Source organism: Pirellulales bacterium (genome assembly GCA_036499395.1).
Lineage (GTDB): Bacteria > Planctomycetota > Planctomycetia > Pirellulales > JACPPG01 > JACPPG01.
In genome coordinates, this window is the sequence record DASYDW010000122.1 from 78,558 (window position 1) to 103,162 (window position 24,605).

The 24,605-nt window shown below is 60.1% G+C and carries 23 protein-coding genes; 11 read left to right on the plus strand and 12 right to left on the minus strand.

Annotated elements, in window-relative coordinates; all coding sequences use genetic code 11:
• Positions 1-139 precede the first annotated feature (139 nt).
• Positions 140-886 (minus strand): ankyrin repeat domain-containing protein, encoded by a 747-nt coding sequence (locus tag VGN12_23055; GenBank protein ID HEY4312346.1) that lies wholly within the window; start codon positions 884-886, stop codon positions 140-142.
• 227 nt (positions 887-1,113) lie between these two features.
• Here VGN12_23055 and VGN12_23060 point away from each other — a divergent pair, with 227 nt between their 5' ends.
• From VGN12_23060 to VGN12_23070, 3 genes are read left to right on the plus strand one after another with little or no spacing between them, the layout of a single operon-like run.
• Positions 1,114-1,716 (plus strand): hypothetical protein, encoded by a 603-nt coding sequence (locus VGN12_23060; protein ID HEY4312347.1) that lies wholly within the window; start codon positions 1,114-1,116, stop codon positions 1,714-1,716.
• A complete protein-coding gene (locus VGN12_23065) occupies positions 1,709-2,113 on the plus strand; it encodes a transcriptional regulator (protein ID HEY4312348.1) in 405 nt (134 codons plus the stop codon). The genes VGN12_23060 and VGN12_23065 overlap by 8 nt, the downstream gene beginning before the upstream one ends.
• 51 nt (positions 2,114-2,164) lie before the next feature.
• A complete protein-coding gene (locus VGN12_23070) occupies positions 2,165-2,914 on the plus strand; it encodes a di-trans,poly-cis-decaprenylcistransferase (GenBank protein ID HEY4312349.1) in 750 nt (249 codons plus the stop codon).
• A 223-nt stretch (positions 2,915-3,137) separates the two neighbouring features.
• Here the strand turns inward: VGN12_23070 and VGN12_23075 are convergent, their stop codons facing one another.
• Complete coding sequence (locus VGN12_23075) at positions 3,138-4,559, minus strand: sialate O-acetylesterase (GenBank protein ID HEY4312350.1); 1,422 nt, start codon at positions 4,557-4,559, stop codon at positions 3,138-3,140.
• Between the two features lie 245 nt (positions 4,560-4,804).
• Between VGN12_23075 and VGN12_23080 the strand changes: the two genes are divergently transcribed.
• The 3 genes from VGN12_23080 to VGN12_23090 all read left to right on the plus strand — a co-directional run bounded on the left by VGN12_23080 (position 4,805) and on the right by VGN12_23090 (position 7,326).
• Positions 4,805-5,800, plus strand: coding sequence for a M28 family peptidase (locus tag VGN12_23080; GenBank protein HEY4312351.1), 996 nt, complete (start codon positions 4,805-4,807; stop codon positions 5,798-5,800).
• Between the two features lie 65 nt (positions 5,801-5,865).
• Positions 5,866-6,312 (plus strand): hypothetical protein, encoded by a 447-nt coding sequence (locus tag VGN12_23085; protein ID HEY4312352.1) that lies wholly within the window; start codon positions 5,866-5,868, stop codon positions 6,310-6,312.
• A 363-nt stretch (positions 6,313-6,675) separates the two neighbouring features.
• A complete protein-coding gene (locus tag VGN12_23090; protein ID HEY4312353.1) occupies positions 6,676-7,326 on the plus strand; it encodes a hypothetical protein in 651 nt (216 codons plus the stop codon).
• A gap of 66 nt (positions 7,327-7,392) precedes the next feature.
• Here VGN12_23090 and VGN12_23095 read toward each other — a convergent pair whose 3' ends face one another.
• From VGN12_23095 to VGN12_23115, 5 genes are all read right to left on the minus strand, one after another.
• Positions 7,393-8,502 (minus strand): Gfo/Idh/MocA family oxidoreductase, encoded by a 1,110-nt coding sequence (locus VGN12_23095; protein ID HEY4312354.1) that lies wholly within the window; start codon positions 8,500-8,502, stop codon positions 7,393-7,395.
• Positions 8,503-8,656: 154 nt separating this feature from the next.
• Positions 8,657-9,889 (minus strand): CPBP family glutamic-type intramembrane protease, encoded by a 1,233-nt coding sequence (locus tag VGN12_23100; protein HEY4312355.1) that lies wholly within the window; start codon positions 9,887-9,889, stop codon positions 8,657-8,659.
• 93 nt (positions 9,890-9,982) lie between these two features.
• Positions 9,983-10,573 (minus strand): CDP-diacylglycerol--glycerol-3-phosphate 3-phosphatidyltransferase, encoded by a 591-nt coding sequence (pgsA, locus tag VGN12_23105; protein ID HEY4312356.1) that lies wholly within the window; start codon positions 10,571-10,573, stop codon positions 9,983-9,985.
• An 11-nt stretch (positions 10,574-10,584) separates the two neighbouring features.
• Positions 10,585-12,000 (minus strand): 30S ribosomal protein S12 methylthiotransferase RimO, encoded by a 1,416-nt coding sequence (rimO, locus tag VGN12_23110; GenBank protein HEY4312357.1) that lies wholly within the window; start codon positions 11,998-12,000, stop codon positions 10,585-10,587.
• A gap of 123 nt (positions 12,001-12,123) precedes the next feature.
• Entirely contained in the window at positions 12,124-12,447 is a 324-nt protein-coding gene (locus VGN12_23115) for a hypothetical protein (protein ID HEY4312358.1), read from the minus strand.
• Between the two features lie 100 nt (positions 12,448-12,547).
• On the opposite strand from VGN12_23115, the gene VGN12_23120 reads away from it, so the two are divergent.
• Positions 12,548-13,318, plus strand: coding sequence for an ImmA/IrrE family metallo-endopeptidase (locus VGN12_23120; GenBank protein HEY4312359.1), 771 nt, complete (start codon positions 12,548-12,550; stop codon positions 13,316-13,318).
• A gap of 16 nt (positions 13,319-13,334) precedes the next feature.
• On the opposite strand, the gene VGN12_23125 is transcribed toward VGN12_23120, so the two are convergent.
• Positions 13,335-14,045, minus strand: coding sequence for a hypothetical protein (locus VGN12_23125; protein ID HEY4312360.1), 711 nt, complete (start codon positions 14,043-14,045; stop codon positions 13,335-13,337).
• A 935-nt stretch (positions 14,046-14,980) separates the two neighbouring features.
• Here VGN12_23125 and VGN12_23130 point away from each other — a divergent pair.
• On the plus strand, positions 14,981-15,562 hold the full coding sequence (locus VGN12_23130; GenBank protein ID HEY4312361.1) for a GNAT family protein: 582 nt from the start codon (positions 14,981-14,983) through the stop codon (positions 15,560-15,562).
• Positions 15,563-15,680: 118 nt separating this feature from the next.
• Here VGN12_23130 and VGN12_23135 read toward each other — a convergent pair whose 3' ends face one another.
• A complete protein-coding gene (locus tag VGN12_23135) occupies positions 15,681-18,659 on the minus strand; it encodes a pitrilysin family protein (GenBank protein ID HEY4312362.1) in 2,979 nt (992 codons plus the stop codon).
• Between the two features lie 489 nt (positions 18,660-19,148).
• On the opposite strand from VGN12_23135, the gene VGN12_23140 reads away from it, so the two are divergent.
• A complete protein-coding gene (locus VGN12_23140) occupies positions 19,149-20,066 on the plus strand; it encodes a GGDEF domain-containing protein (protein HEY4312363.1) in 918 nt (305 codons plus the stop codon).
• Positions 20,067-20,136: 70 nt separating this feature from the next.
• Here the strand turns inward: VGN12_23140 and VGN12_23145 are convergent, their stop codons facing one another.
• From VGN12_23145 to VGN12_23155, 3 genes are all read right to left on the minus strand, one after another.
• Positions 20,137-20,715, minus strand: a complete 579-nt coding sequence (locus tag VGN12_23145) for a hypothetical protein (protein ID HEY4312364.1) — start codon at positions 20,713-20,715, stop codon at positions 20,137-20,139.
• A gap of 26 nt (positions 20,716-20,741) precedes the next feature.
• Positions 20,742-21,092 carry a DUF6614 family protein gene (locus VGN12_23150; protein HEY4312365.1) on the minus strand — a complete coding sequence of 117 codons (351 nt, stop codon included), beginning with the start codon at positions 21,090-21,092 and terminating at the stop codon, positions 20,742-20,744.
• 275 nt (positions 21,093-21,367) lie between these two features.
• Entirely contained in the window at positions 21,368-22,156 is a 789-nt protein-coding gene (locus VGN12_23155) for a gamma-glutamyl-gamma-aminobutyrate hydrolase family protein (GenBank protein ID HEY4312366.1), read from the minus strand.
• A 640-nt stretch (positions 22,157-22,796) separates the two neighbouring features.
• Between VGN12_23155 and VGN12_23160 the strand changes: the two genes are divergently transcribed.
• Positions 22,797-24,050 carry a hypothetical protein gene (locus VGN12_23160; protein ID HEY4312367.1) on the plus strand — a complete coding sequence of 418 codons (1,254 nt, stop codon included), beginning with the start codon at positions 22,797-22,799 and terminating at the stop codon, positions 24,048-24,050.
• Between the two features lie 231 nt (positions 24,051-24,281).
• Positions 24,282-24,545: a LuxR C-terminal-related transcriptional regulator gene (locus VGN12_23165; GenBank protein HEY4312368.1), complete on the plus strand. Its 264-nt coding sequence runs from the start codon at positions 24,282-24,284 to the stop codon at positions 24,543-24,545.
• The last annotated feature ends 60 nt before the right edge of the window (positions 24,546-24,605 follow it).

The window sequence follows — 24,605 nt, forward strand, 5'->3', positions numbered from 1 at the left end:
AAATGCCGTGAGTAAGCGGGTGCCGCGAGAATGGAAAACCGATGTTTCGCTCAACGATTCCGCGATCGTGGCTACGCGGATTCAGCCTGTCAAGGGAAGATGATCATAGATTGGTCGTTCCCTGCGTGGCACTTTACTCTTACACGCCACGTAGTTCTTTCGCGGATTTCGCTCCACGGTGATAGAGCCAGGCGACCAGCGAATTGGCGCCGGCGCGTCCTGCGGCATCCAAGGGCGTTAGCTCGTCCCAGCCAATCCAATTGATGTCCGCACCACGATCGAGCAGATATTGGGCGGTCTCTTGCTGACCGCCGTGGCAAGCGCCCCAAAAACAGCGGGTGATTTCTTCAGTCGGCGGCACTGCGGTGGAGAACATCGTTTCGATCCGTTCGAGCAGTCCCAAGGCTGACGCTTCCCACAGCGTCGTTTTGGCGCCGCGCTCGACCAGCCGGCGGGCGGCCTTCCACTGTCCGAATGCCGTCGCATCGGCGAGTGCCGTTCCGCCGGCAATCACGGCGCCGCGCGCCTCGATGTCGGCGCCACGATCCAAAAGTGCATCGAGTACCGACACGTCGTCGCAACTGGCGGCCCAATGCAAGGGCGTTTCGGTGTGCGGTCCAATGAACTGGGCGTTCACATTGGCCCCGGCCGTGACCAGAATCGCCACCGTTTCCGCTCCACGCGGAAAATGCCCCGGCCAATCGGTCACGATGTGCAGCAACGTGCGCGATTGTTGCGGCTTTCTGCCATCGGCCTCACCCCCGATGCTCGTTTGGGCCAAGCCAGGGTGATCGGCGAGTAGCCTCTTCAAAGTGTCGATGTGGCCGCCACGGATCGCCTCGACCACAGCGAGGGCCAGCGGATCGTTTGTTGCCAGAAATTGCATGTCCGGCCGCTCCAAGTCCCCGGCGGAAGAATGATCTGTCGTCGCCTGCCTCGCATCGCGCCGGGAGAGATTCATTTTAGTGCGCTAGTAATTGCCTGTCGCAGGACGCGATCCGGTTGTTGAAACTATCTCTTGACCGTCTTCACTTTGCATTGTAAAGTATCCATCGTTCACGGTTAAAGTGCTGCGGTGAGGCACGAGAGGTGGATTGCCGCCCGAGGCTGGTTGTGGAATACAACAAAGCATTGTCGCAAATCTCGGAGATCCATGCCCATCTGGCCAAGGGGGAAATCTATCGCGGATTTCGCTCGCTGCCGGTGGCACTTTCGGGCTTGGCTGGTTTCGCCGCCGCGGTCGTGGCTCCGCGACTGTCAGCCACCAATGATCTGCCGAGCGCGATTACTTACTGGATGGTGGCCGGCGTCGTCTGCGGCCTGATCGGGTTTTCCGAGACGGCAATCAACTACGTTCACGAAGATGTGACGGCCCGCCGGCGCTCGCGAAAAGTCCTTGGCCAGTTCGTGCCGGGGCTGGCGGCAGGGCTGGGGGTAACGTGGTGCATCGGCCGGGCCAGTGATCTGTATTTGCCCCTTTTGCCGGGGCTGTGGGCTGTCTCGTTTGGACTCGCGATTTTCTCCGCCCGGCCGTACCTGCCGCGCGCCAGTGGTTGGGTCGCATTGTGGTACTTGGCATCCGGATTGCTCTGGATTGCCTTGCCCCCGGAGGACGCCTGGCAGTTCGGCTGGATCGTGGCGGGCACGTTCGGCGTGGGGCAATTGGCGGCCGCCGTGGTGTTATTCTGGAACGTGGAGCGTGCCGAACATGGCTAAGCGAATGGATTCAACAGACGCCGCTGCGATCACACCCGGGCGTTTTGCCTACCAGGGGCTCGAACGCGTACTGCACGAAAAAGCGCGACTGGGCATTATGACCTCGCTCGTCACACGGCCCGAGGGTTTGCTCTTCAACGAACTTAAGCGATTGTGCGTGCTGACCGACGGGAATCTGAGCCGGCACCTCGACACGCTGCGCGAAGCGGGGCTCGTCGAGCTGTGGAAAGGTTTTGAAAACAAACGACCGCAAACGCTGTGTCGGCTTTCGCGCGCCGGCCGCGATCGTTTTCTGAAGTACCTCGCCGAGTTGGAACGCGTCGTGCGCGACGCGCAAATCTCGGCCGACCATAAAGCCGCGGCGGCGTCGCTGCCTGCCGGCTGGGTTCCGGTTTGATCAGGTCCGATGGAATCTTCGCTGTGAATTTTTTTGTGAGGAGGCTTTGCGATGCAAAGCAATTGTCCGCGAAAATCGCTTCGCCATGTGGCCATCATTATGGACGGCAACGGACGCTGGGCCGTCCGCCGTGGCGAGCCGCGCACGCATGGACACGAGGTCGGAGGCGAGGCCGTCCGCCGCGTGGTCGAAGCGGCGCCGGACCTGGGGATCGGCACGCTGACACTGTTCGCCTTCGCGGCCGCCAACTGGCAACGGCCGGCCAGCGAGATCGCGGCGCTGATGCGATTATTCCACGAATATCTGGTCAACGAGACCGAATTGTGCTGCCGGAAGGGCGTTCGCCTTTCCTTGGTCGGGCGGCGTGACCGATTGCCCCCGTCGCTGCGCACGACGATCGCCGCGGCCGAGCAAGTGACGCGCCAGGGGACGACGCTGCACCTACGGCTGGCGATCGACTACTCCTCGCGCGAAACGATCGTGTCAGTCGCGCGACGTCTGGCTGCAACCAAGCAGCTTGGCGAGATGTCGATCGACGATTTCTCGCGCCTCGTCGCGGCTGACCGCGGCGAGCAACACGAGACGCCTGACGTTGACCTGGTAATTCGCACCGGGGGCGAACGGCGTTTGAGTGACTTTCTGTTGTGGGAAAGCGCTTTCGCCGAGCTGTATTTCACCGACCGGATGTGGCCGGAGTTCACCGCCGAGGACTTAGCCGCGGCGATGGATGATTTTGAAGGGCGCGAACGCCGCTTTGGACGAATCTCGGCATTGCCCGATGCACTGGCGCCCACAGTCTGACAAGCACAATGACTCTGTAGCCGGGGGCTGCGACCCCGGAGCTTTTGCATTCGGCGTCGATCCGCTGGAAGTGAGAGAAATCGCTGACGGTGGGGCAAACGCGCCGGCCTCGCAGAGGCCAGCCACAGACGCGCCAGTTTCAGCCCAGCAAATAAAAAAGGGCTGCGCGGTTTCGGCCGCGCAGCCCTTTGAAAAGCCAGACTTGTGAAGGTAATCGGCCGACTTATTTCGGCTTCGTCGAGTCCGGGAACGTGTCGGTGCGGAACGGCGACGCCGGCAAGCCTGCGCCGTTGTATAGGTTCACCAGCGGGTAGTTCGCCCAACCCATCCGCACGCCGACCGGTTCCTTCACGGCCGGGCTGCTGACGACGACCTTATCCCCTTGTAGCTCGGCATGGGCGTTTACGAACTTTTGATCCGCGCCGGCGATCGTGAAGCCGTACAACTCGCCGCTGCCGCCGCGGGCTACGAGGCCACCGTCGGTGTGCTTGAAGCTAAGAACGACCTTGTTGCCGTCGACTTTCTGCTCGTAGTACTCGGGACCCGAGTACGGAATCTTTTCGCCGTAGGCCAACGCGCGGGCGGCCAGGGCCAATCGGCCGCCGACCGGCGCTTTCCACTTCGGATGAATGTCGGCCTCGTCCCCGTAATCCGTGATCACGGCCATTCCGACCGAGGGGAGAGATTGCGTCGAGTAAAGTTGCGCATCACGCAACTCAGCCCAAGCACAGTCCTTGGGTTCGAAATCGATTTTGAAAAACGGGGCCAACTGTACGAGCAGGAACGGGAAATCCCCTTGTCCCCACTTGGCACGCCAATCCTTGATCATGGTCGGGAACAGCGTGCGGTACTCATAGGCGCGGCCGGCATTTGATTCTCCCTGGTACCAGATGGCGCCACGGATCGCGTACGGCAGCAATGGGTGGATCATCGCGTTGTAAAGGCCGGCGGGGCTGTTCGGACCCTCGGTCGCCGGCATGGAAGCCAAGCTCTTTAGAGACGGTTCGGCGGCGAGAGCTTCGTGACTGGTCCACGCTTCGGCCGGGGTACCGCCGTAATTGGTGCTGATCAGGCCGACCGGCACCTTCAGTTGCTGCTGCAGGTCGCGACCGAAGAAATAGGCCACGGCCGAAAAATCACCGACCGTCGCCGGGCCGCAATCCTGCCACTTGGCATCGACATCCGGTTGCAGTTGCGGCGTGGCGCGGCGCGGGATCGTGATCAGGCGAATCTGCGGATTGGCCGAATCCTTGACCACCTGCTGAGGATTGTCGCTTTGATTCACGGCCCATTGCATATTCGATTGTCCGCTGGCGATCCACACCTCGCCGACGAGAACGTTGTTCACCTTTACCGTGTTCTCGCCCGCGATCGTTAGTTCGAAGGGTCCGCCGGCCTTCAGCGGTGCGAGCTCCGCGCGCCAGCGTCCGTCCTTGGCCGTGGCCGTGACGGATTGCCCCTGAAAGGTGACTGTCACTTTTTCGCCGTCGGCGGCCGTGCCCCAGACGGGAACTTTCACGCCCTGTTGCAAGACGGCGCCATCAGAGAACAGAGCAGCCGGCTTAACCGCCGCGCCTGCGCGGGCGGCGAACAGGCCGCAAACGCCGGCTAAGAGCGCCAAACAGACCATTGAGCGAGACTTCATCGGTCGAACTCCTGCGGTGGGATAGTGCGGTGGGTCGTTTTGCGAGAGCCTGCCGTGGCCGGCGAGCCGGGCTAAGTATAGCCATCCCCGCGGCGAAACTCACGCTACCCCGAGGATGCCCATTTCGACCGCCCGGGCCGGTAGACTGGAGAGGGCGAAACCGTGCGTTCCGGCTAGAATACCGGGCAGGGGGCGACCGATTGACGAGGTCCCCCTGTTTTCCGCCGAATGGATTCGCCGCCGCTATGCTTATGAAAAAACTCTCCGGACAAACTTGGTTTTTGGCAACCGTGATCGTGGCCAGCTGTGCGGCGATCGCCTATGTGGTCTTGATTGACGCCCCGGCGCGAAATCTTTCGGCGGCCGGCCCTGATAAGCGCTTGACGCTCGAAAAAATCCCCTTCGACGGCACGCAGGCCTACGAGTACCTGCAGGATATCTGTGCCCTGGGATCGCGCATTAGCGGTTCGCCCGGCATGACTCGCCAGCAGGAGATTCTGCGCGAGCACTTTGAAAAGCAGGGGGCGAAGGTCACGATGCAGCCGTTTCGCGTGCGGCATCCGGCGAACGGGTCGGCAGTCGAGATGGCGAACATGGTCATCGAGTGGCAGCCCGACACGAAGCAGCGCATCCTGATCGGCGCGCATTACGACACCCGTCCGCGCCCGGATCAGGACCCGATCGATCCCAATGGACCGTTCGTCGGCGCTAACGACGGGGCCAGCGGCGTGGCGCTGATGATGCAATTGGGAGAGAGCGTCAAGAAACTCGACGGCAAGCTTGGAGTGGACTTCGTTCTGTTCGACGGCGAGGAGTTCATCTTCAACGACCGCGACGAGTACTTCCTCGGTTCTACCCATTTTGCCGAGGATTACGTCGCTCATCCGCCGAAGCATACCTATAAGGCCGGCGTATTGCTGGACATGGTGGGAGACAAGGATCTCGAGATCTATCAGGAGGGGAACAGCCTGGATTGGCCCGCGTCGCGCAGCGTGGTAAATTCGGTCTGGGCCATGGCCAAGAAGTTGGGTGTACGGGAATTCGTTCCGCGGCTGGGACCGACGGTCAACGACGATCACATCCCGCTCAACCGCAAGGCCAAGATACCCACCTGCGATGTCATCGACTTCGAGTATCCCCATTGGCACACGCGCGGGGATACGGCCGACAAATGCTCGGCGCTGTCGCTCGCCAAGGTCGGTTGGGTGATGGCCGAATGGCTGAAATCGGTAACTCGTTGAATACAGGGCCGGGGCGTAATCCTTGGGGCGGTGAACCTATTGGGGCAGGTAAGGTCCGGGTGCCCATGGCTGTCATGATATTTCCTGCCGGTGTTCTCGGTTTGGCTGTGGCGATGTTGGTCGCCCATCGCGCCAGTTGGCAGCGTGCAAAGACACGGTTGCGGAACGCCGTAGATCTCAGTTTCCGCTATCACCAGTTTCGCCGGCGCACGCGGGCGAGCGCGCTATTGGCGTTGGTGGCGCCGACGATGCTTGTCGGGCTGCGTGTCTCGCCTGACCGGTCGCCGAGGCTCTTCGTGGCGTTGTGGCTGCTCGTGACCCTAGCGACTTGTTGGATCGGGTGGCTTGCGATCCTCGACGCGGTGGCCTCGGCCCGACATTATCGAAGCTTAGCGCGCGAACGTGCCGCAGCGCGCGCCGGCCTACGAAGTGAATTCGAGCGCATCGTAGCGGCACACGCCCAGGCGAAAACTTCAACCGGCGAGAGATCCCCCAGCGATGTGACCGGGTAGGGGGTTCGAAGTCGCGGCTTTTCGATTTCGGGCCGGGGCGATACGGTCGGTTTGCGCGTTTTGCACGTTGCTATGAAAATCTCTTGGCGCGCGACTTACGTACTCGTTTGATCTCCAGCATGTCGGTTGGCCAGGCAAGCTGTAGGGTCGAATTGACGTATCGGGGCCCACCTTTTACGATTGGCGGGATGAAGAGGCCGCATTTTCCAGGCGGTCGGGCCAGTCGCTGTCTGGGTCCTTGAGGGCGCCGGACTTACATCGAGGCGTTTCTGCAAGAAGCACCGGGCGGCTGAACGGAATGGTTTTCGAACGCAGGGGCATTCACGCTGCCTTGAGCATTGGCAAGGCACGGGATATTAAATCATGGACGGCGTGCGGATTTGCATAGCACTCGCGCCTTTGGCGCTATACCTGCTATTGCTCGCGGGATTGAACCTATTGCGACGACCGGTGCTGGTCACCGGCACGCGCGACATTGCGGCGCTCGGCTTCGGTATCGCGGGCATGTTGCTGGTGGGGCCTATCGAACTTTTGCATCCGCAATCAGCCATCAATCAATTAGGAACCTATATCTGGGTCCTATCCGTGGGGCTGTATTCGCTGGGGCTGGCGTTGTGGATATTGTTCAGCCGCCCGCGTTTGACTGTGTACAACATTTCGATCGAACAGCTTCGCCCGCTGTTGGCCACGGCCATCGATAGCGTCGATTCGCAATACCGCTGGGCTGGTACCTGCCTGTCATTGCCTAATGCCGACGTGCAGTTGCATCTGGAGAGCAATTCCCTGATGCGCAACGTGTCGCTCGTGGCTAACGGCGATCGGCAAAGTCCGGCCGGCTGGCGACAACTGGAGTTGGCCCTGGCGCAGCAGCTTGTACCGGCCCGAGCACGACTGAATGTATGGGGGCCTGGTTTGTCGATGGCCGCACTGTCGATGGTGGCCGTGATCGCCTGGTACGCTCCGCTGAACCATCATCTGGTAATCGCGGCCCTGCGCGACATGCTGCCGTTTTAAAGCGCGGAGTGATGAGCGCTGAATGCGGAGCGAAAGAATTTCCGCAATTTGCGTCCTCTGCCGGCGTCAGCTCTTCGGATGCCCTTTGGCTTTGGCGTCATTCTTGCGGGCAGCGAGCGTCGGGTCGCTCTTCAATGGCAGCGCAACGGCTCGGCCGGTTTCGGCCGCCTTATAAATCGCCAGAATAATCTCGACGCTACGGCGGCCCTGCGGTCCGTCGATGGCCGGGGCGCGATCCTTGGCGATCGCGTCAGCCACGTCCCGAAATTGCAGCGTGTGGCCGTGGTGGCCAATGGCGGATGGGTCGCTGGCGCCGCCGCCCGTGCTTTTCTTTTCTCCCATCTGTGTTTGCACGGCCGCGTCACGACGCCCCTTCTTCGCGAAGTCCCACTTCACGATGTCTTCCTCTTCCATCACGGCCGAGCCAGTCGAGCCGTGAATCTCGATGCGCTTCAAATAACCGGGAAATGCCGCGGTGCTGGCTTCGATCACGCCCAATGCGCCGTTCTCATAGCGGATCGTGGCGACGGCCGTATCCTCGACGGCGATACGCTCGTGGGCCAGCAGGCCGGTCTGCGCGCGAATTTCAACCGCTGGCCCCATGAACCAGCTCAATAGATCAACGCTGTGAATTGCCTGATTCATCAACGCTCCGCCGCCGTCGAGCTTCCACGTGCCGCGCCAAGCCCCGCTGTCGTAATACGATTGCGGGCGGAACCATTTCACGTAGGCGTCACCCAGCGTCAGCCGGCCGAAGCGCCCTTCGTCGAGCGCGCGGCGAATTTCCTGACTCGAACTGTGAAAGCGCGACGGGAAGATGGCTGATAGTTTGACCCCCGCCTTGTCGCAGGCCGCGATGATTTTGTCGCAGCGCGAGAGGGTGATCTCGAGCGGCTTTTCCACAATCACATGCTTGCCCGCTCGGGCCGCGGCCACGGCTGGCTCCATGTGGGCGCCGCTGGGGGTGCCGATCGTCACCACGTCGATGGCAGGGTCGGCCAACATTTGATCCAAGTCATGGTACGCCCGGCAGCCGGTCTCGGACGCCAAGCGATCGGCTGCTGCGGGAAACGAATCGAAGCAGGCGACCAGCTTTGCGCCGCGCACTTCGGCGATGGCCCGGGCGTGAAACTTCGCGATCATCCCGCAACCAATGATGCCAAATCCCAGGCCCATCGTGACTCTCTCTATGTTGAAATTACGTAGTGCGTGGCGAATTGTCGCGCAGCCGCTCGCTCTGGTTCATCAATCACCGCGAACAGAGTCGCTGTGCGCATCAAAAGTCGGCGGAACGCGGATTATAGTGACGCCCCGGTCGGGTCACCAGCACTTACACTGTGGTCGTAAGCAGCATGAAGGTGCTGATGGCGTTCAGTGACGCATGCGCCACGACGCTCGGCCAGAGCCGATGTGTTTGCCGGTACAAATACCCCAGCACCAGGGCGAAGAAGAACAGCGCGAGCGCGCTGGGGCCATAGTCCAGATGCATAATCGCGAAAATGAATGAACTGAGATAGACCGGCACCATCGAAGGGATAGATGTCGAGGAGGGATGTCCGGTCAGCGGGCGTTCGGCATCTTGCGGCGCGGAAATCTCGGACCGGGGGCGAGTTGCGTCATTCGTTCCGGTCGGATGTGCGTGTTCTTGCGACGTGCTCTCGATTCGGGATTGGATACCCTCGTGCGGCCAAGCCGACGATACTGATATCTGCTCCGCTGGAACTTCGACCTCGCGTTCGGCGAATAGTCGTTCCAGCCAGCCCTGCAAGACGACACGAAAGAAGAACTCTTCGGTTAAGGGAGCCACGACGACCGCCGTTACGGCCGTCACCAGGAGCGTGAGCGGGCTGGGGCGCGACTGGAAAATCTCGCTCACCGGGTGCGCCGCCGGAATGAACTGCACCGCGATGATCTGAATCAGATAGACCGGCAAACTAGCGACCAAGAAGCCGGCCAGTCCGCGCAGGAAGTCTGGACGCAGTTCCCAAGCGATTAGCCCCATGTCGTTAAAAGTCGCGCCGCGAAATCTCAGCCACGCTATACCGGCCGCCAGCGAGAGCATCGTTCCGATCGACGCCAACATGAGCAAACCAAAAGTGTCAGCCGCGGCGGGCTTCTCGTCACTTGCTACGGCGATGGCATCCGCCGGCTCGGTATCCGCGGACGCCGCATTCGCAGGCTTGGCGTCGTCGTCGCCTCGATTCTCTTTCGCCGCATCGACGATTTGCGCTTCTTCGGTCGCGACAATTTCACTGGCCGTCTTATCGTTCGCGTCGGGGCTCTCGTCAGGTTGATCTTCGGCGGCACTTTCCGCAGACTTCTGCGTTTCGTGCGATTGCTGTTCCAGGTGACGTAGCGGAAGCGTGCATAAGTTGACGATCAAAACTGTTCCGACCGCCAGGGCCACGACATCCAGCGGTCCCCAGGGAACGACGCGTCGCGGCTCGTAATTGACGATTTGCTGGCCGGCCGACCGGAACAGAAACATCTGGTTCCATAGCGCCACGCAGCAGATGGCAATCGCCACGAGGAGACCGAGTTGCAACGCGCCGACAGGAATCATGCGAGGCCGAAAGAGTGCGTCAGGGGACCAAAAGCTGCCGGACGCCGCCACGGTCCGTGTCGCGAAATCAAAAGAAAGAGCCGGGCCGCGTGGCTATCGATTCAGCATGTTGACGGCCGCACGAATATAGATCAGGCCCGAGTAAATCGTCAGAAGCACGGCCGCCCAGGCACTGGCGAGCAGCAAGAACTCGATGGCCTCGGGCACAGGCTGGTCATGGTACGACAAATAGAACAGCGCTACGCCGATGGCGATGCATTGCAGAACCATCTTCAACTTGCCCGACATATTGGCCGAAAAATCAGCCCCCTGCTGCTCTAGGAAGCTGCGTAGGGCAGTCACTAACAACTCACGCCCGACGATCACGACCACCATCCAAGCCGGTAAAAAGTGTTGCATCTCGGGGATGGCTGTCAGGAAGATGAAGCTGCCGCAGACAATGATCTTGTCGGCGAATGGATCGAGAATCCGCCCTAGCGTCGTCACCATTCCGTAGCGGCGGGCCAGGTATCCGTCGACCCAATCGGTTGAAGAAGCCACTAGGAACACGACGAAGGAAGCGAAATAGAATTTGAAGGCGATCAGCGCGAAGAGGACGATCGATAGCGCCAAGCGGAGCGAGGTCAACTGATTCGGCAGGTTGAAAACCGTCGCCGTGGCCATATTCTTTGTGCTCACCGTCATGGCTCGTCTCGTTATCGCGGTTTGCCCACCGCCGCAGCAACCAGGTCATACCCGTGCGCGGCCACGATTTCGCTCTTGACCATCCGGCCGGGACGCAATCCCCTACCAGTAACATAGACCACGGTATCGACGTCCGGTGCGTCAGCATAGGTTCGGCCGATCCAGGCGTCCTTCTCGTCAGGCACGGCCCGATCGATGAGTACGTCGTGTGTCTGGCCGACACGCGACGCGCTGAACTCCAGGGCGATCTCTTGCTGCACCTGCATCAGCTCGTTGCGACGCGCTTCCTTCACGGCTTCGTCGACGTGGTCCGGCAAGCGGGCGGCCGGTGTGTCCGGTTCGAACGAATAAGTAAACACTCCCAGCCGTTCGAAGTGCTGCTCGCGGACAAAGTCCACCAGCTCGCCGAATTGTTCGTCTGTCTCGCCCGGAAAGCCGGCGATGAACGTCGTTCGCATCACCAGGTTCGGGATGGCGCGGCGTAACTTCGCCAGCAACGTTTCCGTTTCTTGGCGATTCACGCGCCTTTGCATGCGCCGCAGCATCGTGTCGTTGATGTGTTGCAGCGGCATGTCCAGGTACGGCACGATCCGTTTTGCGCCGGCCAGCACTTCGATCAGCTCGTCGGTAAAATACATCGGGTAGAGGTACATCACGCGGATCCAGTCGAGCCCCTCGACCTTGTCCAGTTCCGTCAGTAGCTCGGCCAGCCGTGTCCGGCCGTAGAGGTCCAGGCCATAGTACGTAGTGTCCTGCGCGACGATATTCAGCTCGCGCACGCCATCGGCCACGAGTTCGCGCGCCTCACGTAGCACTTCCTCGATCGGCTTCGTGGCATGTTTGCCACGCATCTTGGGAATCGCGCAAAACGTACAGAGCCGGTCGCAACCCTCGGAAATCTTCAAATACGCAAAATGCCGGGGAGTGATCCGCAGTCGGCTGCCATCCGGTAGTGGTGTGGCCGGCGCTGGCTGGAAGACGCTGCGCTGCTCGTGCAGACCGCCGATCAGGCGGTCGGCCACCTTCGTCACCTGTTCGCGGCCGAAAACCCCCACCAGGTAGTCAATTTCAGGGCATTGATCGAGCAGCGCCTCTTTTTCTCGCTCGGCCAGACAGCCCGACACGATGACACCCCGCGTTCCGCCGCGGCGTTTCAGGTCAATCATCTCGCGAATGGCGCCGTACGACTCCTGCCGGGCCTGATCGATGAAACCGCAAGTGTTCACGATGACCAGATCTGCCCCCTGCGGCTCGTTTACCAGGCGATATCCGTCCAACTGTAACAGCCCCAACATCCGTTCGCTGTCGACCAGGTTTTTCGGGCAGCCCAGGCTCACAAACGCGTACGTTCCCTTTTCCACGCGCGCAGCGCCGATCGTCGCCGGGGCGGCGTCAGGCTTGCTCGGACGTTCGACGATAGGCAACAAACAGAGGACTCCGGTCGGAAAGGGTTGGGCTGACGTGGCAGTGCGGGCTTCAGGAGGCCGCGCGAAGAACAGGCCCCGTGGCTGGACATTCCACCACGCAATTCGCCCCGAACTTCAGAAATGCTACCGGATTAACGTCCGGCTGACGACCCGAGCCTGCCCTCCCATTCTCGGCCAAGAAGCGGTCATGGCAAGGACCCTGCGGAATGGAATATGGCGCACGGCTCGAACGGATGGGGCGATGGCGCGCATGTAACCGGCACGAATTGCGCGGATGAATGACGAACGATTGCGCATGTCGTGTTCTTTTTGCACGAAGGGTACGTGCCCGAGCAGGAATTCGCTGAAATGTGCGTCATCAGAATGGCAAAGCCGAACGCCTCCTGCTGAAGAATCACCAGTCCGAACGGTCGGTAATTGGCGGCGCTGTTTCTTTTGCAATTGCATTCTTATGGCCTTTTCAGCCCGGCCAAAAATCTTCTGGAATGTTACTTATGGCACGATATAGTGAACATAGGTACACATACATCGAAACGGAGAGGGCAAGATGCTCCCCGAAATTCCGGCCGAAGAACTGGCCGACGGCCTCGACCGCGTGGCCAGACGCCTGCTGAAACGCTGCGGCGTCCGTAAACCACCGGTCGACGCCATGCGCATGGCGACCACCCTGGGGATCGAAACCGTCGTCGATTCCGGTCAATCGTCGCGAGCCCGCTACGTCGAGTTGCGCGCCGCGCGCGGGGGCAGCCCTCGCCCGGCAATTCTGCTCCGCCCCGAGCCGCGGTCCGAGCGTCGGCAATGGGCCGTGGCGCATGAACTGGGAGAGCGTGAGGCGGCCGTCGTTTTTAAGCGCTTGGCGATCGACCCTTGCATCGCTCCACCGACGGCGCGCGAATGGGTGGCCAATCAATTGGCCAATCGCATCCTGCTGCCGACACGTTGGCTGGCCTCGGCCGGCGCCGCGTGCGGTTGGGATTTATTTACGCTGAAGCAGCGTTTCGCGACGGCCAGTCACGAGCTGATTCTGCGGCGGATGTTGGAATTCGAGACGCCGATCGTAGTAACCATCTTCGACCACGGCGCGATCTCGTTCCGGCAGGGAAACCGCGGCGGACGGCTATCGATATTGCCGGTGGAACGCGAATGTTGGCGCACCGCTCACGAGAGCGGCATCGTCGCCGAACGTTCAGCGGCAGGCTGCGCCGCCCGCTGCTGGCCTGTGCATGAAGAGGGATGGAAGCGAGAAGTGCTGCGTTTGGACCTGCTCGACGAACCGGAGGTCTGGAGTGACGACGAGCCCGCAATCAGTCAGGAGTAGGCCCCTCTCAAGCTATTCAGGGAACTGCGAGTGAGAAGGTGCCAAGAAATGACCGCCAGTCGCGAGCAACTTGTGATTTGGTATCCAACAGGTTTGTCGATGAAGCGTTAAGAAACGGAGACAGCATCCAGATCTCGGGGCCGATGTAGCACAGTTGCTCCCACTTGGCCATGAATTCCGCGGCATCCCTGGCCAAAGGGATAAAGGGACTTTCCGCTCCCCAGTCGCACTCGTGGGTGACATACAAAATCGCGGGTTGCGTTGGTGAGCGTGCCATGTGCTCGACGACATAATCTCCGTTACGGATGGGGATTAAGGGGACACACTCTTTCAACATTGCTGCTGCGGCAGGCCCTGCGCCTTGTTGTTCAAAAAAAACGTCGGCCCAGTCGAAGAGGGCGTTTTGTTCTCGCACCATTGCGCTGGCAGCGCAGAACGTTACTCCTCCGTAAACGTTGTATTCGTAACGGAATACCTCTCGAAGACGCTCAAGATGGCCACCAGTTGGCCTCCACGAATAGTGTAACTCCACCTGCGCCGACGCAGTCGAGTAAAAGTCGCGTAATAATGGCGGCAAGCCATGCGGTAAGACCTGATGTAACCCGTCGACTTCTTGCGGACCAAGTGGCGGCTCGATTGCAATGTTGATTCCCGATTGGCCCGGGAGGTTGCTTGTGCTGCGAACAAATGCCTCCGCTCGCTGCAGCCAGCTTGAGTAGTCGGCCATTTGATTTCTCAAAATTACAGGTAAGACCGCAAACAGTTGCGTGTGCGACTACGAGCCACCAAGAAATGTTCTCAGCAATTTTGTTCGCTGCTGATCGGGATTCAGATACCCTGTCGCCGGATCGATCCATGGAAGCAAATTCTCATAGGTTGGAACGACATAGCAGGTGAGTTCCCAGGCGGCCAGGAATTCGGCGAAGCGTGCGCTCACCTTTCGGCGTGGCCCAGCAGTGGAGACGGGCGCGCATACAATGCGGCCAACGGTGTTGGCGGGACCAACCTCTAGGGCCAGTTGCTCGTCCTGCGACGTTTTCGCCAAGCACAACAGGTCGCTACGTTCGTTGTCCGGCATCTCACGAAAAAGCAGGTTTTGGAGCTGGGGCGGTTGGCTCTCTCTAAAGTCGCGAAACCAGCTGCGGTGATCATAAACCAAGTAACCTGCGGCATTACAAAGGTCCGCGCCTCCTGAGACGCTCTTCCTACCTGCTAGGAACTTCGGAACTCGATGCAGCCAATCTGTGGGCGGCGTCCAGGAATACGAAAAACTGCAATGTGCCGAAGTGCCGGATAGGAATTCGCGAATCTCGGCGGGAAGGCTACATTCGGACGAATCGAGCCATTGGCGTTGATGTGCATCGTTGATTGCTGGTTCGATGCAATCGTGAATTGATAGGTTCCCAGGTAGCTGCGCGAGGCTTCGCAAAAAAGTTCGTACGCGCTCTACCCACGAAGCGGAATCAAACATTGGTATCTTTTTGTGAACGAGCGAGCTGCATTGCGACGTGGAAAAGTGCCGGACCCTGTGATAGCGCAGTGGCGTTGAATTCAGGCTATGCTATCGGCCGCTTCGAGTCCAACTTGCGTCGAACGGCGCGGCTGCAGCTCTCGAAACGGCGCATCGGTCGTCTATAGGAGTCTACTTGAAGAGGAAACGCAATGGACGTGAGGCGGATCACGCTTTCAGGGCGCGTCGTTCGACTCGAACCACTGGCGATGTCGCAGGCCGAGGATCTCGTGGCGGCTGCTTCGCCCGAGATTTTCACCAATACGTTTCCGCCGCCCGAATTCTCGCCGGCCGGGTTTCAAGCCGTTATCGGGTATCTCGGTTCGCTGACGGACTGGTGCCCCTTCGCCATCGTTTCGCAAGAAACCGGCAAGGCAGTCGGCATGACGTGCTTTCTCGATATTCGCCCGCGCGACCGGAATCTGGAGATTGGTTTCACCTGGATCGCCAAAGCGCTTCAGGGGACGGCCGTTAATCCCGAGTGCAAGTATCTGCTGTTGCAACATGCGTTCGAGGATCAGCACGCCATCCGCGTACAGCTAAAGACCGACAGCCGCAACCAACAGAGTCAGCGAGCCATCGAAAAGCTGGGCGCGGTGCGCGAAGGGATATTACGCCGGCATATGATCATGCCCGACGGTTACATTCGCGACACCGTGATGTACAGCATCACAGACGAGGAATGGCCGGCAGTTAAGGAACGCCTGGAGACGCGACTGGCAGACAGTAAGTAGTAGACAGAGAGCAGAGCGTGGGTGTTAACACTGCCGACCTCTAGCCACCAGCAACTGGCTACGGACTACCGATCACTGGATCTTCTCCACCGTCTGCCTGCTGCCCTCTGCCAGCTTTTCATTGTTCGAAAAGATCTTTCGCCGGGACCGTGCGGATGTTGCTGGCCGGGATTGGCAGTGGCCACGCTTCGATTTCCTTGTCCTCTTCCAAAATGTCGGGTGGCGTGCCGGCGGTGTCGTACACCAGCGGCGTCGGCTTGCCCGAGAGGACCTGGTCGCGGAAGCGGGCTGCGTCGTCGGTCACGACGGCGATCGAGACATTCTTCGCCTGCAGGTATTTGCGAATCGCGGCGTTGACCTGCTCGCGCGTGATGTTGGGAAGTCGCCGCGACAGCTCTTCGATTTCGCTGGCGCGGCCGTAGAACTGGCCGTCCAGGTCATAGCCCACACGACGCGATTGAGATTGCGCCCACAGCTTGCTGTAGTGGAACAGAAAGTTGCGCGTCGCCTCGAATTCCTCTTCCGTCAGGCCGTCCTTCACGAGGTGATCCAGTTCGCGCAATGCCTGACGCAGGGCAAACACCCCCTTGTCGTGCGGCACAGGCCGGATCCAGATCGAAAAGAACTGCTGCCGCCGCGGCACGCCCGGCATTACAAACGTGCTCGGGCCGTCCTGAATAAAGTTTTCGATGTACGCATAGTCGCCGTAATTCAAACCGCGCTTGCCGCGCATGTTCTTCATCAAGCGGCCGTTAAACGTGCGATGCTCACCGAAGGCCGAAGCAGCCACGGCCAAGGCATAAAACTCGTCGTCGGCGCGGGTGATGTCGATCGGGAAGCCCAGCGAGATTGCGGTGGCAATCGTCGGCTTTTCGACGATCGTCAGTTCCAACCCCTCGGGCTTATGCGGCGCTGGTAGTTCAGCAACGTTCGAATTGCCGGCCGGCAGAGCCGTGAAATCCTTTGCCAGCTTCCGGCGGAAGGCATCGTCGACGCCGCCGGCTGCCACGGCCGTCATTGCAGCCTGCGTGTAATGCGTTTTATAGAAATTGCGCACATCGTCGAGCGTGATGGATTGCAGGCCCGCCACGGTTCCCTGGTCGACGTGTCCGTAGGGGTGCGTCGGCGGATAGAGCGACAGTTGCAAAGTCCACTTGCCGAGATTCTCGTCGTCGTTGCCGCGCAGCCGGCTCGACAAATAGCTGAGATGCTCTTGCCGCAAACGCTCGAAATCGGACTGGTCGAAGCGTGGACGCAATAGCGTGCCGGCGAACAGTGGATAGAACTCGGTTAGCTTGTCGCGATGCACCTCGCCGGTGAAGATCGTCATTTCCTTATCGCACTGACCGTCCATATGTCCGGCCAGCGGGTAAAGCAGTTCGAGCAACTCGGAAAACGAAATCTCGTCCGAGCCTCCTTCGGAAAGCATCCGGGCTGTGAGCGCGGCCAATCCTTCCTTGCCCGGCGGATCGTCCTGCGAGCCGGTGCGGAAGGCAATGCGCAACGTCACGAGGGGCGAACCGCTGGCCGCGGTCTGACCCTTGGCTATAGCCTTTGTTGCGTCGGCCTTGGCCTTTGCAACCGCCGCGTTAACTTTGGACTTGGCTTCAGCGGTCTTCTGCTCGATGGCCTTTTGAGCGGCGGTAACCTTGGCCGCGGCATCGGCCTGAGCTTTTTCGATCGGGCTTGCGCTTTTTACCTTTTCCGCACCATCGGATTTTGCCGTTTGCGTGCGGGCCGCGGCGTCCTTTTCGCTCAATAGGGTTACGACCGTGCGATTCTCGGGAGCGAAGAACTGTTTTGCCACTCGCTGTACGTCCTCGGGCGTAACCTGCTCATACGTGGCGTACATCTGATCGAGCGAATCGGGATCGCCCGTCAGTTCCAGGAACGAACCGAGCGCGCGGGCCACGGCGTTTGTCGAGTCCAGACTGGTGGCAAATCCATAACGCATGTGCGATTTGATGTCGGCCAACTGCTGGGCGTCGATCGGCTGGGCGGCGGCACCGGCCAGGGCTGCGTAAATCTCTTGCTCGATGGCCGGCATGTCCGCTGCGTCATGCAAGCGAGCCATGATCGTGAACAGCGTCGGGTCGCGATGAAATTGCGCGCCGGCGGTGATTGTCTCGACTCGGGCTTCATCCAGCACCAGCTTGCGATAGAGTGGACTGACCTGCGAAAAGATCGCCTCGCCTAAGACATCGAGCGCCGCGATGTCGCGGCTCTTCGGGTCGAAGCCGGGGACGTGATAGCCGATATACAAATAGGGCTGTGTCACTCCTTTCCATTGCAGATCGCGGCGCCGCTCGGCGGTTTGCGACGGTTCGACCGGGATATCGATCTTCGCCACGCCCGCCTTCCAGCCGCTGTATTGTCGGCGCGCGAGCTCCACGACTTCCTTATGGCGAACGTCGCCCACGGCTAGGACGATGCAATTGTCCGGCCGATACCAGCGATCCAAAAATTTGCGGCTGTATTCGTATTGGTTCGGCATATCGACGATGTCTTTCAAGAAACCGATCGTCGTATGCTTGTAGGTGTGCTTGTCGTAGGCCACGTCCTGCATCGTTTCGTCCAACAGCAATAGCGGGGACGAGGCGATCTTGTTGTACTCGCCCAGCACGGCCCGGGCTTCTTTCTGGAAAGCCGGCAGGTCATAGCTGAGGTTCTGAAAGCGATCGGCCTCGAGTTCGATGATCGTGGCGAGCGCATCGGCCGAGGCCGTGGTGTGATAGGCAGTCCAATCGTCGGTCGTAAAGGCGTTCGAGTCGGCGCCCATCGCCTTCATCTTGGCGTTGTATTGCTCGTTGCTGTTGCGCGGCGTGCCGCGGAACATCATGTGCTCGAAGAAATGCGCAAAACCAGACAGGCCCGGCTCGATCTCGTTGCGCGAGCCGGTGCGGACGATCGTGTAATACGACAATACGCCCGGCGTATCGCAAGGCACCGTGATTACGGTCAGCCCGTTGTCGAGCACCGCGCGTTCGATTTTATAGGGAAAGATCGGCGCCTCGGCCGCTGCGACGCTCGACGAGAAAAGGGGGCTGCCGAGTGCCGTCAGTACGCAGCAGGCCCACAGGGTTTTGAAGGAATGCACGATTGACTCCTGGGTGCAAATTGAGCAATTGAGCGAGGCGAGTCGCGGTCCGGGCGCAGGTCACTTTTTCTGTAACGATGGCCCGACCGGTTTGGTTCGCTTCCGCTGCCGAAGACGGATCGTCCGCCGGCGGTCAAGGATCCTTTCGATTGACTGGGGAAAAAACTACCACGAACCCGCGCGGTTCGGATAGGCAAATTGGCCTCCGGACGGCATTTCCGTGTGATTTTTTCGCAGGGGATAGCTCGGTCGCGACTGCCGTGATCCGCACAAGTCGTATGAAGAATCCCTGAAAAACCGGCGAAATCCGTGCGATGCGTCGCCGGTCTCGGCAAACTTTTTGAGTTGCCTTGCCGAATCGGCCGCTCCGTGGCGGGCCATGGCGCCCGGCGGGATTCGGAACCTATATTTCCACTGAAAGACTATGAGTTTGTTTCGCGGCTTGGCCCGGCCCCTACCGTCAGCCAGCACGGTGACGAATTGGAATCCATGTCCATGTACCTTCCCACGACCGTTGCGCTAGCGGCTGTTGCGACCATTGGTTACGTCATGGGGCGCCGTTCGCAACCCATGCCCGACTATCACGGCGATCGGGCCCGTCGCGAATTGAAACGTGCCAAGGCCGTGGCCTCGCAGTTGGAAGATATTGCCGATCGCGTTCGCAAGAACCTTGCCACGCATCAATCGAGCATCGCGAAATTCAAGGATCGCGTCACGGCCATGAGCACGCAGGAAGAGCGCGCCGCCTGGTGCGAACTGTTCCGCGAGGCGGAGAACATGGTAAAGCCAACACTCGACCTGGCCCAGCAGATCTCGTGCGCTTATGACGAGCTGCGGCAACAAAGCAGCCATCTGATGACATTCACGGAAACCCGCAGCGATCAACTGACGGGCGTGAGTAATCGCAAAGCACTGGACGAGACGCTGGAGTCGTCCTTTGCCCTGCTCACGCGTTATGACCAGGGCTTTTCTATCGCCATGTTCGATATCGACCATTTCAAGCAGGTCAACGACGTGCAAGGGCATGTCTTCGGCGACCAGATCTTGCAAAAGGTGGCTCGAATTCTCGATGACGAGACACGTGCCACGGACCTCGTGGCCCGTTATGGCGGCGAAGAATTCGTCGTCGTGATGCCGCACACCGACTTGGACGGCGCGTCATGCTTTGCCGAGAAAATTCGCCTAGCCGTCGCCAACTCGGGTCTCGTCACGCTCAGCGGTGGCGTCGCCTCGGCCAGCCATCAAGACGATCCGAAGACTCTGGTCGCTCGGGCCGACGCGGCGCTCTACGCCGCCAAGGGGGCCGGCCGCAATCGCGTACACCGCAACACGGGCATCAACGTCGAGGCCTACTACCTCGAAACGCAAGAGATGCCTGCGCTGGCCACGGTTGAAGCGATTGTCTAAAAGCGCACCTGCTGCGACACGACGCAGCATCCAATGCGTATTGCCCGTCACAGGCATCGTCGGCTGTTTATCAATTAGTCGTGATCGCCAAGATCGTGTACATCGCGATGATCGCCGCGCAGATGCCAGCCGCCATTTCCGCAGTTAGCTTGTCGACATGGCCCTGTTGCCGGCCCAACCCAAAGTTTGGGCCGATGCCGTTCCAGAGCCACAGGCCCAGCGCGATGGCGGGAATTCCGAATGCGACCAAGTGCCAGCGCTGCGCGCCGTGCGCGAGAAGGTCGCCAGCGTCCCCGGCCGCCAGCCACACGCCGCCCGCAAGATAGGCCCCGTTGGCGATGCAGCAAAATCCTGCAAAGAATTTCGCTAGAAACCAGAATCGTGAGATCGACCGCGGTAGTGCCGCGAACAGTGCCAGCGGTAGCAGAGAACCCCACACACATCCTCCCCACGCCACGGCCAGAAGGTGAGGGTTGGTCGATAAGTCAGTTCGCGAGAAACCGACGATTGGCAGGACTATACGGCGCACCGTTCCGCCGGTAAGCCAGCCCGTCAGAGCGTGCCCAAACTCATGCACGGCCATCATCGCTAGCCATGAGAAGCAGATCGTGTAGGAGATCAAGGTCAGTTGTCGAAATCGCTCGCGCATACTCGCCTGCGATCTGCCTGCCGTTCTCAAAACTTCTCTTCGCCGCGTTGCCGTATTGCATCGGGAAAATCGCGATATAAGGCAAACGTTAGATCCGTCGCGAGTGAATTGACTGCCTGGTGCAGCCCTTCGACGGGACCGGCGCGGCTGGCGACGTGCTTGAACGCAGCGTCCAACTGCGCCAAATCGGTGACCTCGATTGCGATATGAAATTCGCCGAGTTGCGGCGGACCGAAGCCGAGCTTGCGCCGTGTGATGCGATGGCCGGCGATCAGCTTCTCGTTGCGCAAGCGGCCAAGGTAGGCATCCACACGTTTGCAGAAGGCAATGTCACTGGTGCCCGACTTCAGATTGCACCACACGTGATAGATGTCCATCGAGCGTGCCCCCCGTGATCGGAAGAATGCGTTACCGCCATTCGATCCGCGCACCGTTTGCCGTGCAAGACTCAGTGGGGATTATCGAGGTTCGCGCGGCGAATAAGCAGGGTACCTTATGAATTCCCTTCGTAGCCGCGCAATAAAAAACCCGCGGTGCCACGATTCGAAAGCTGCCGAATCAAATCGTGGCCCGCGGGCCGAAGGCGACGCCCAGTCATTCGTACGGGCAGGACGTCCGTGCCCCACCAATAGATTTCGTCACCCCCCGAGGGTTACGCTGCCATGCGCACCGCAGGAACTTCGCCACCGACGCCCGTGATGAACTCTTCGAAGATGCGTAGGTCTAACGCCGAGGCGGAGTCGCTTTCCGGATGAAACTGTGTGCCGAACGCAAACCAATCCGACTGCGTGCTCTCGATCGCTTCGATCACGCCATCCGGGCAACGCGCCGTGACCTGGAAACCAACGGCCACGTCGTCGATCGCCATGTGGTGGAAACTGTTGACGCGAATCTCGCCTTCCCCATAGACGCGCTCCATCAAACTGCCAGGAACCACCTCCAGGGCATGCCGATGCGCGGGATCGAGCGGATCCTTGTGCGGCAGTGCGCGGGGCATATCCTCCGGCACGTGCAGGAACAGATTGCCACCTTGTGACACGTTGATCAGTTGCACGCCCACGCCAATCCCGAAGACCGGCATCCGGCGGTACGAGATCATATTCATTAAGCGGCGGTCGAAATCTTCACGCCGTGTTTCCAGCGTGCGGACCGCCGGGTGGAGCATGAAACCGTCGCGGCGCGGGTCGAGATCGGCACCGCCGACCAACACCATGCCGTCCAACATGTCGAGGATCCGCTCCAGATCGTCATCCGACGCGAGCGGCGGGATGACGACCGGAACGCCGCCCGAGGCGACAATCGAATCGTAGTAACCAGCGGCCACGTAGCTGAACGCCGGGGCGTCTTTCTTGGCGGCGCGGAATTCAGCATTCAAACCGATCAATGGCTTCCGTGTCATATCAGGCTCCTTCCTGGAGGGCATTTCACCCTCGGTGAACATGGTCGGCGAACGACTCTTGCGAGACGCCTCCGGCAAAGTCAGGGAGCGAGCAGAGACAACCCGGGACGACAAACGACGTGTGTCAGCCACCGAGTCAGCAATGCTGACCGGCGCCAACCGGAGACAGGCGATGCGGGATTCGACTATCATCCTTGATACCACGCGATTGGTTCCTGGGTCGCCCTCGGCCCATCCTGGGTCGTTGCGAGAGCGATATCCGTATCGTATGGCCTCGAATCATTCGCTGGTCACTCAACCCGAACTAACAGGTGGTGAGTGACACGTGCTAAGGCCCGTTATAGGCGTGACTGAGTGCCTGGCAAGCAATTCGCTCATTTTGACGTCAGGTGCTTGTGCAGGCACAATATCCGGTGCAAGCACGATGGCGCTAGCATGCGCGCGTCCACTGGGACGTGGAAAAAAGTCGTTAGGTGTGGCGTACTGTCGCGCGACGTATCTCTCGAATTCGACAGGACTTCCGCTTTCGAAAAAGTCATCGCGATGCGATCGCGAGATTTCTGCCTGCTAGCAATCGGAAATGCTTGATGCATTGCAACGTGCGTAAGAATACTTTTTGGCGCTCTTGTGCGATCGACTTACGCTCTTCGCGATGAGAGGACGCGATTAGAGAATACATTCCATGTGTGACACGATGGCCATCGTTGAATCGGATCGGGTCCTGTTTGGCAAGAACTCGGATCGCGATCCCAACGAAGCGCAACTACTGGAATGGCATCCGCGACGAACGTACGAGCCTGGCGCGCGCCTGCGCTGCACGTACCTGGAAATTCCGCAAGCCGCGACGACGCATGCCGTATTGATCAGTCGGCCGTTTTGGATGTGGGGCGCCGAGATCGGCGCCAACGAGCACGGCGTCGTGATCGGCAACGAAGCGGTCTTCACGCGGCAGCCTTACGCCAAGATCGGTCTGACCGGAATGGACTTGTTGCGCTTGGCGATCGAGCGTGCGACAACAGCCGAGAGTGCGGTCGCCACGATCGTCGATCTGATCGCCGAATACGGCCAAGGTGGCGGATGCGGACACGAGAATCGACACTTCACGTACCACAACAGCTTCATCGTGGCCGACACATGCCGCGCGTTCGTGCTCGAGACCGCGGGCCGGTTGCATGCCGTCGAGGAAATTGTCGGCGCGCGCAGCATCTCGAACGGCTTGACGATTCCCGGTTTCGCGCGTGCGCATAGCGACACGATCAAAACCCGTGTTTCGGCCTGCCGGCAGCGTCGCGAGCGCACGCAGAACCGCGCCGAAAGGGCCGCTTCGTTGTCGGATGTGATGGAGATTCTCGGCGATCACGGCGCCGGACATAACCAACCGGTTTATTCCTGGCTGAACGGCGCGATGAGCGCCCCCTGTATGCATGCGGGGGGTGTCACCGCGGCGTCGCAAACCACGGCCAGTTGGGTTTGTGAGCTTTCGCCCCGGGGGCAATCACACTGGGTCACCGGAACTTCGAGTCCCTGCCTGGGGCTATTCAAACCGGTGCGAATCGATCAGCCGCTGAATCTCGGTCTCGCGCCCACGGACGTGGCTGATTCCGATTCACTTTGGTGGCGTCACGAGCAATTGCATCGCCGTGTGATGCGCGATCCGGGCCGTTTGCGACCGCTATTCATCGGCGAGCGCAATGAATTGGCTTCGGCGTGGATGACCGTGCCACCCGCGCCGCAGGATGCATTCTCAATTGCGCAGGAATTTCTGGCGCGCGCGACGAGTTTAGTGCAGAAACACCCGGGCCCCGACACTCGCCCCCTGTTTGTGCGGCGCTATTGGGCAAAGCGCAACCAGTGGGCCGGCCTGAACGTCGACGATTCGAGGACGCAATCCGTAGCACCCCCACGTTCGCTTGCCGAGAGTTTTCGCGCTGGGTAGCAATTCCGGGGCAAAAGGGCTAGTCTATTGTGCCCGTCCCAGGCTATGAATCGTTTCGCGGCTACCGTTCGGGCGGCCGCCGTCCGAAGGGGCTTGATAATCGGGCCGGGCTGCATGAGTTGTGGAACACATTTCGCACCGTCGTCATGCTGCGATGCGTTACGCCGAAGGCGCGAGACTTGAGTTCTGCACAGCGATAGGCAATTCGATCGATCCCCCGGATGCACAACAATGCCGATTCAACTGACCCCCCGAGAGCGTCAGGTCGTTCGCTTGCTGAGCCTGGGCTGTACGGTCCGCGAAGCTGCGCAAGTCCTCAAACTTGCCCCCAGCACCGTGGACAATCATAAAGCCAAGGCCATGTCCAAGCTCGGCACCAATAAGGTGGCCCTGCTCACGCGAATCGCTATTAAAGAACGCGTGACGAAGTTGACCGATCGCCTCAGCGCGCAAGAGAAGCGCCGCAGCGGCCGTAAAAACGACGGCTGGAACTAATCGACCCTCTCGCCGATTTGCCAGACGATAAGGGCATCCGGGCGGCAGGGGGCAGCGTCA

Coding starts and splice junctions, on each gene's coding strand:
- VGN12_23145 (HEY4312364.1), bottom strand. CDS start 20,715: ATGCGCGAGCGATTTCGACAACTGACCTTGATCTCCTACACGATCTGC.
- VGN12_23085 (HEY4312352.1), top strand. CDS start 5,866: ATGGCTGTCATGATATTTCCTGCCGGTGTTCTCGGTTTGGCTGTGGCG.
- VGN12_23160 (HEY4312367.1), top strand. CDS start 22,797: ATGTGTGACACGATGGCCATCGTTGAATCGGATCGGGTCCTGTTTGGC.
- pgsA (HEY4312356.1), bottom strand. CDS start 10,573: ATGACGGTGAGCACAAAGAATATGGCCACGGCGACGGTTTTCAACCTG.
- VGN12_23090 (HEY4312353.1), top strand. CDS start 6,676: ATGGACGGCGTGCGGATTTGCATAGCACTCGCGCCTTTGGCGCTATAC.
- VGN12_23155 (HEY4312366.1), bottom strand. CDS start 22,156: ATGTTCACCGAGGGTGAAATGCCCTCCAGGAAGGAGCCTGATATGACA.
- VGN12_23125 (HEY4312360.1), bottom strand. CDS start 14,045: ATGGCCGACTACTCAAGCTGGCTGCAGCGAGCGGAGGCATTTGTTCGC.
- VGN12_23055 (HEY4312346.1), bottom strand. CDS start 886: ATGCAATTTCTGGCAACAAACGATCCGCTGGCCCTCGCTGTGGTCGAG.
- VGN12_23100 (HEY4312355.1), bottom strand. CDS start 9,889: ATGATTCCTGTCGGCGCGTTGCAACTCGGTCTCCTCGTGGCGATTGCC.
- VGN12_23070 (HEY4312349.1), top strand. CDS start 2,165: ATGCAAAGCAATTGTCCGCGAAAATCGCTTCGCCATGTGGCCATCATT.
- VGN12_23075 (HEY4312350.1), bottom strand. CDS start 4,559: ATGAAGTCTCGCTCAATGGTCTGTTTGGCGCTCTTAGCCGGCGTTTGC.
- VGN12_23095 (HEY4312354.1), bottom strand. CDS start 8,502: ATGGGCCTGGGATTTGGCATCATTGGTTGCGGGATGATCGCGAAGTTT.
- VGN12_23150 (HEY4312365.1), bottom strand. CDS start 21,092: ATGGACATCTATCACGTGTGGTGCAATCTGAAGTCGGGCACCAGTGAC.
- VGN12_23080 (HEY4312351.1), top strand. CDS start 4,805: ATGCTTATGAAAAAACTCTCCGGACAAACTTGGTTTTTGGCAACCGTG.
- VGN12_23165 (HEY4312368.1), top strand. CDS start 24,282: ATGCCGATTCAACTGACCCCCCGAGAGCGTCAGGTCGTTCGCTTGCTG.
- VGN12_23130 (HEY4312361.1), top strand. CDS start 14,981: ATGGACGTGAGGCGGATCACGCTTTCAGGGCGCGTCGTTCGACTCGAA.
- VGN12_23115 (HEY4312358.1), bottom strand. CDS start 12,447: ATGCAATTGCAAAAGAAACAGCGCCGCCAATTACCGACCGTTCGGACT.
- VGN12_23120 (HEY4312359.1), top strand. CDS start 12,548: ATGCTCCCCGAAATTCCGGCCGAAGAACTGGCCGACGGCCTCGACCGC.
- VGN12_23065 (HEY4312348.1), top strand. CDS start 1,709: ATGGCTAAGCGAATGGATTCAACAGACGCCGCTGCGATCACACCCGGG.
- VGN12_23140 (HEY4312363.1), top strand. CDS start 19,149: ATGTCCATGTACCTTCCCACGACCGTTGCGCTAGCGGCTGTTGCGACC.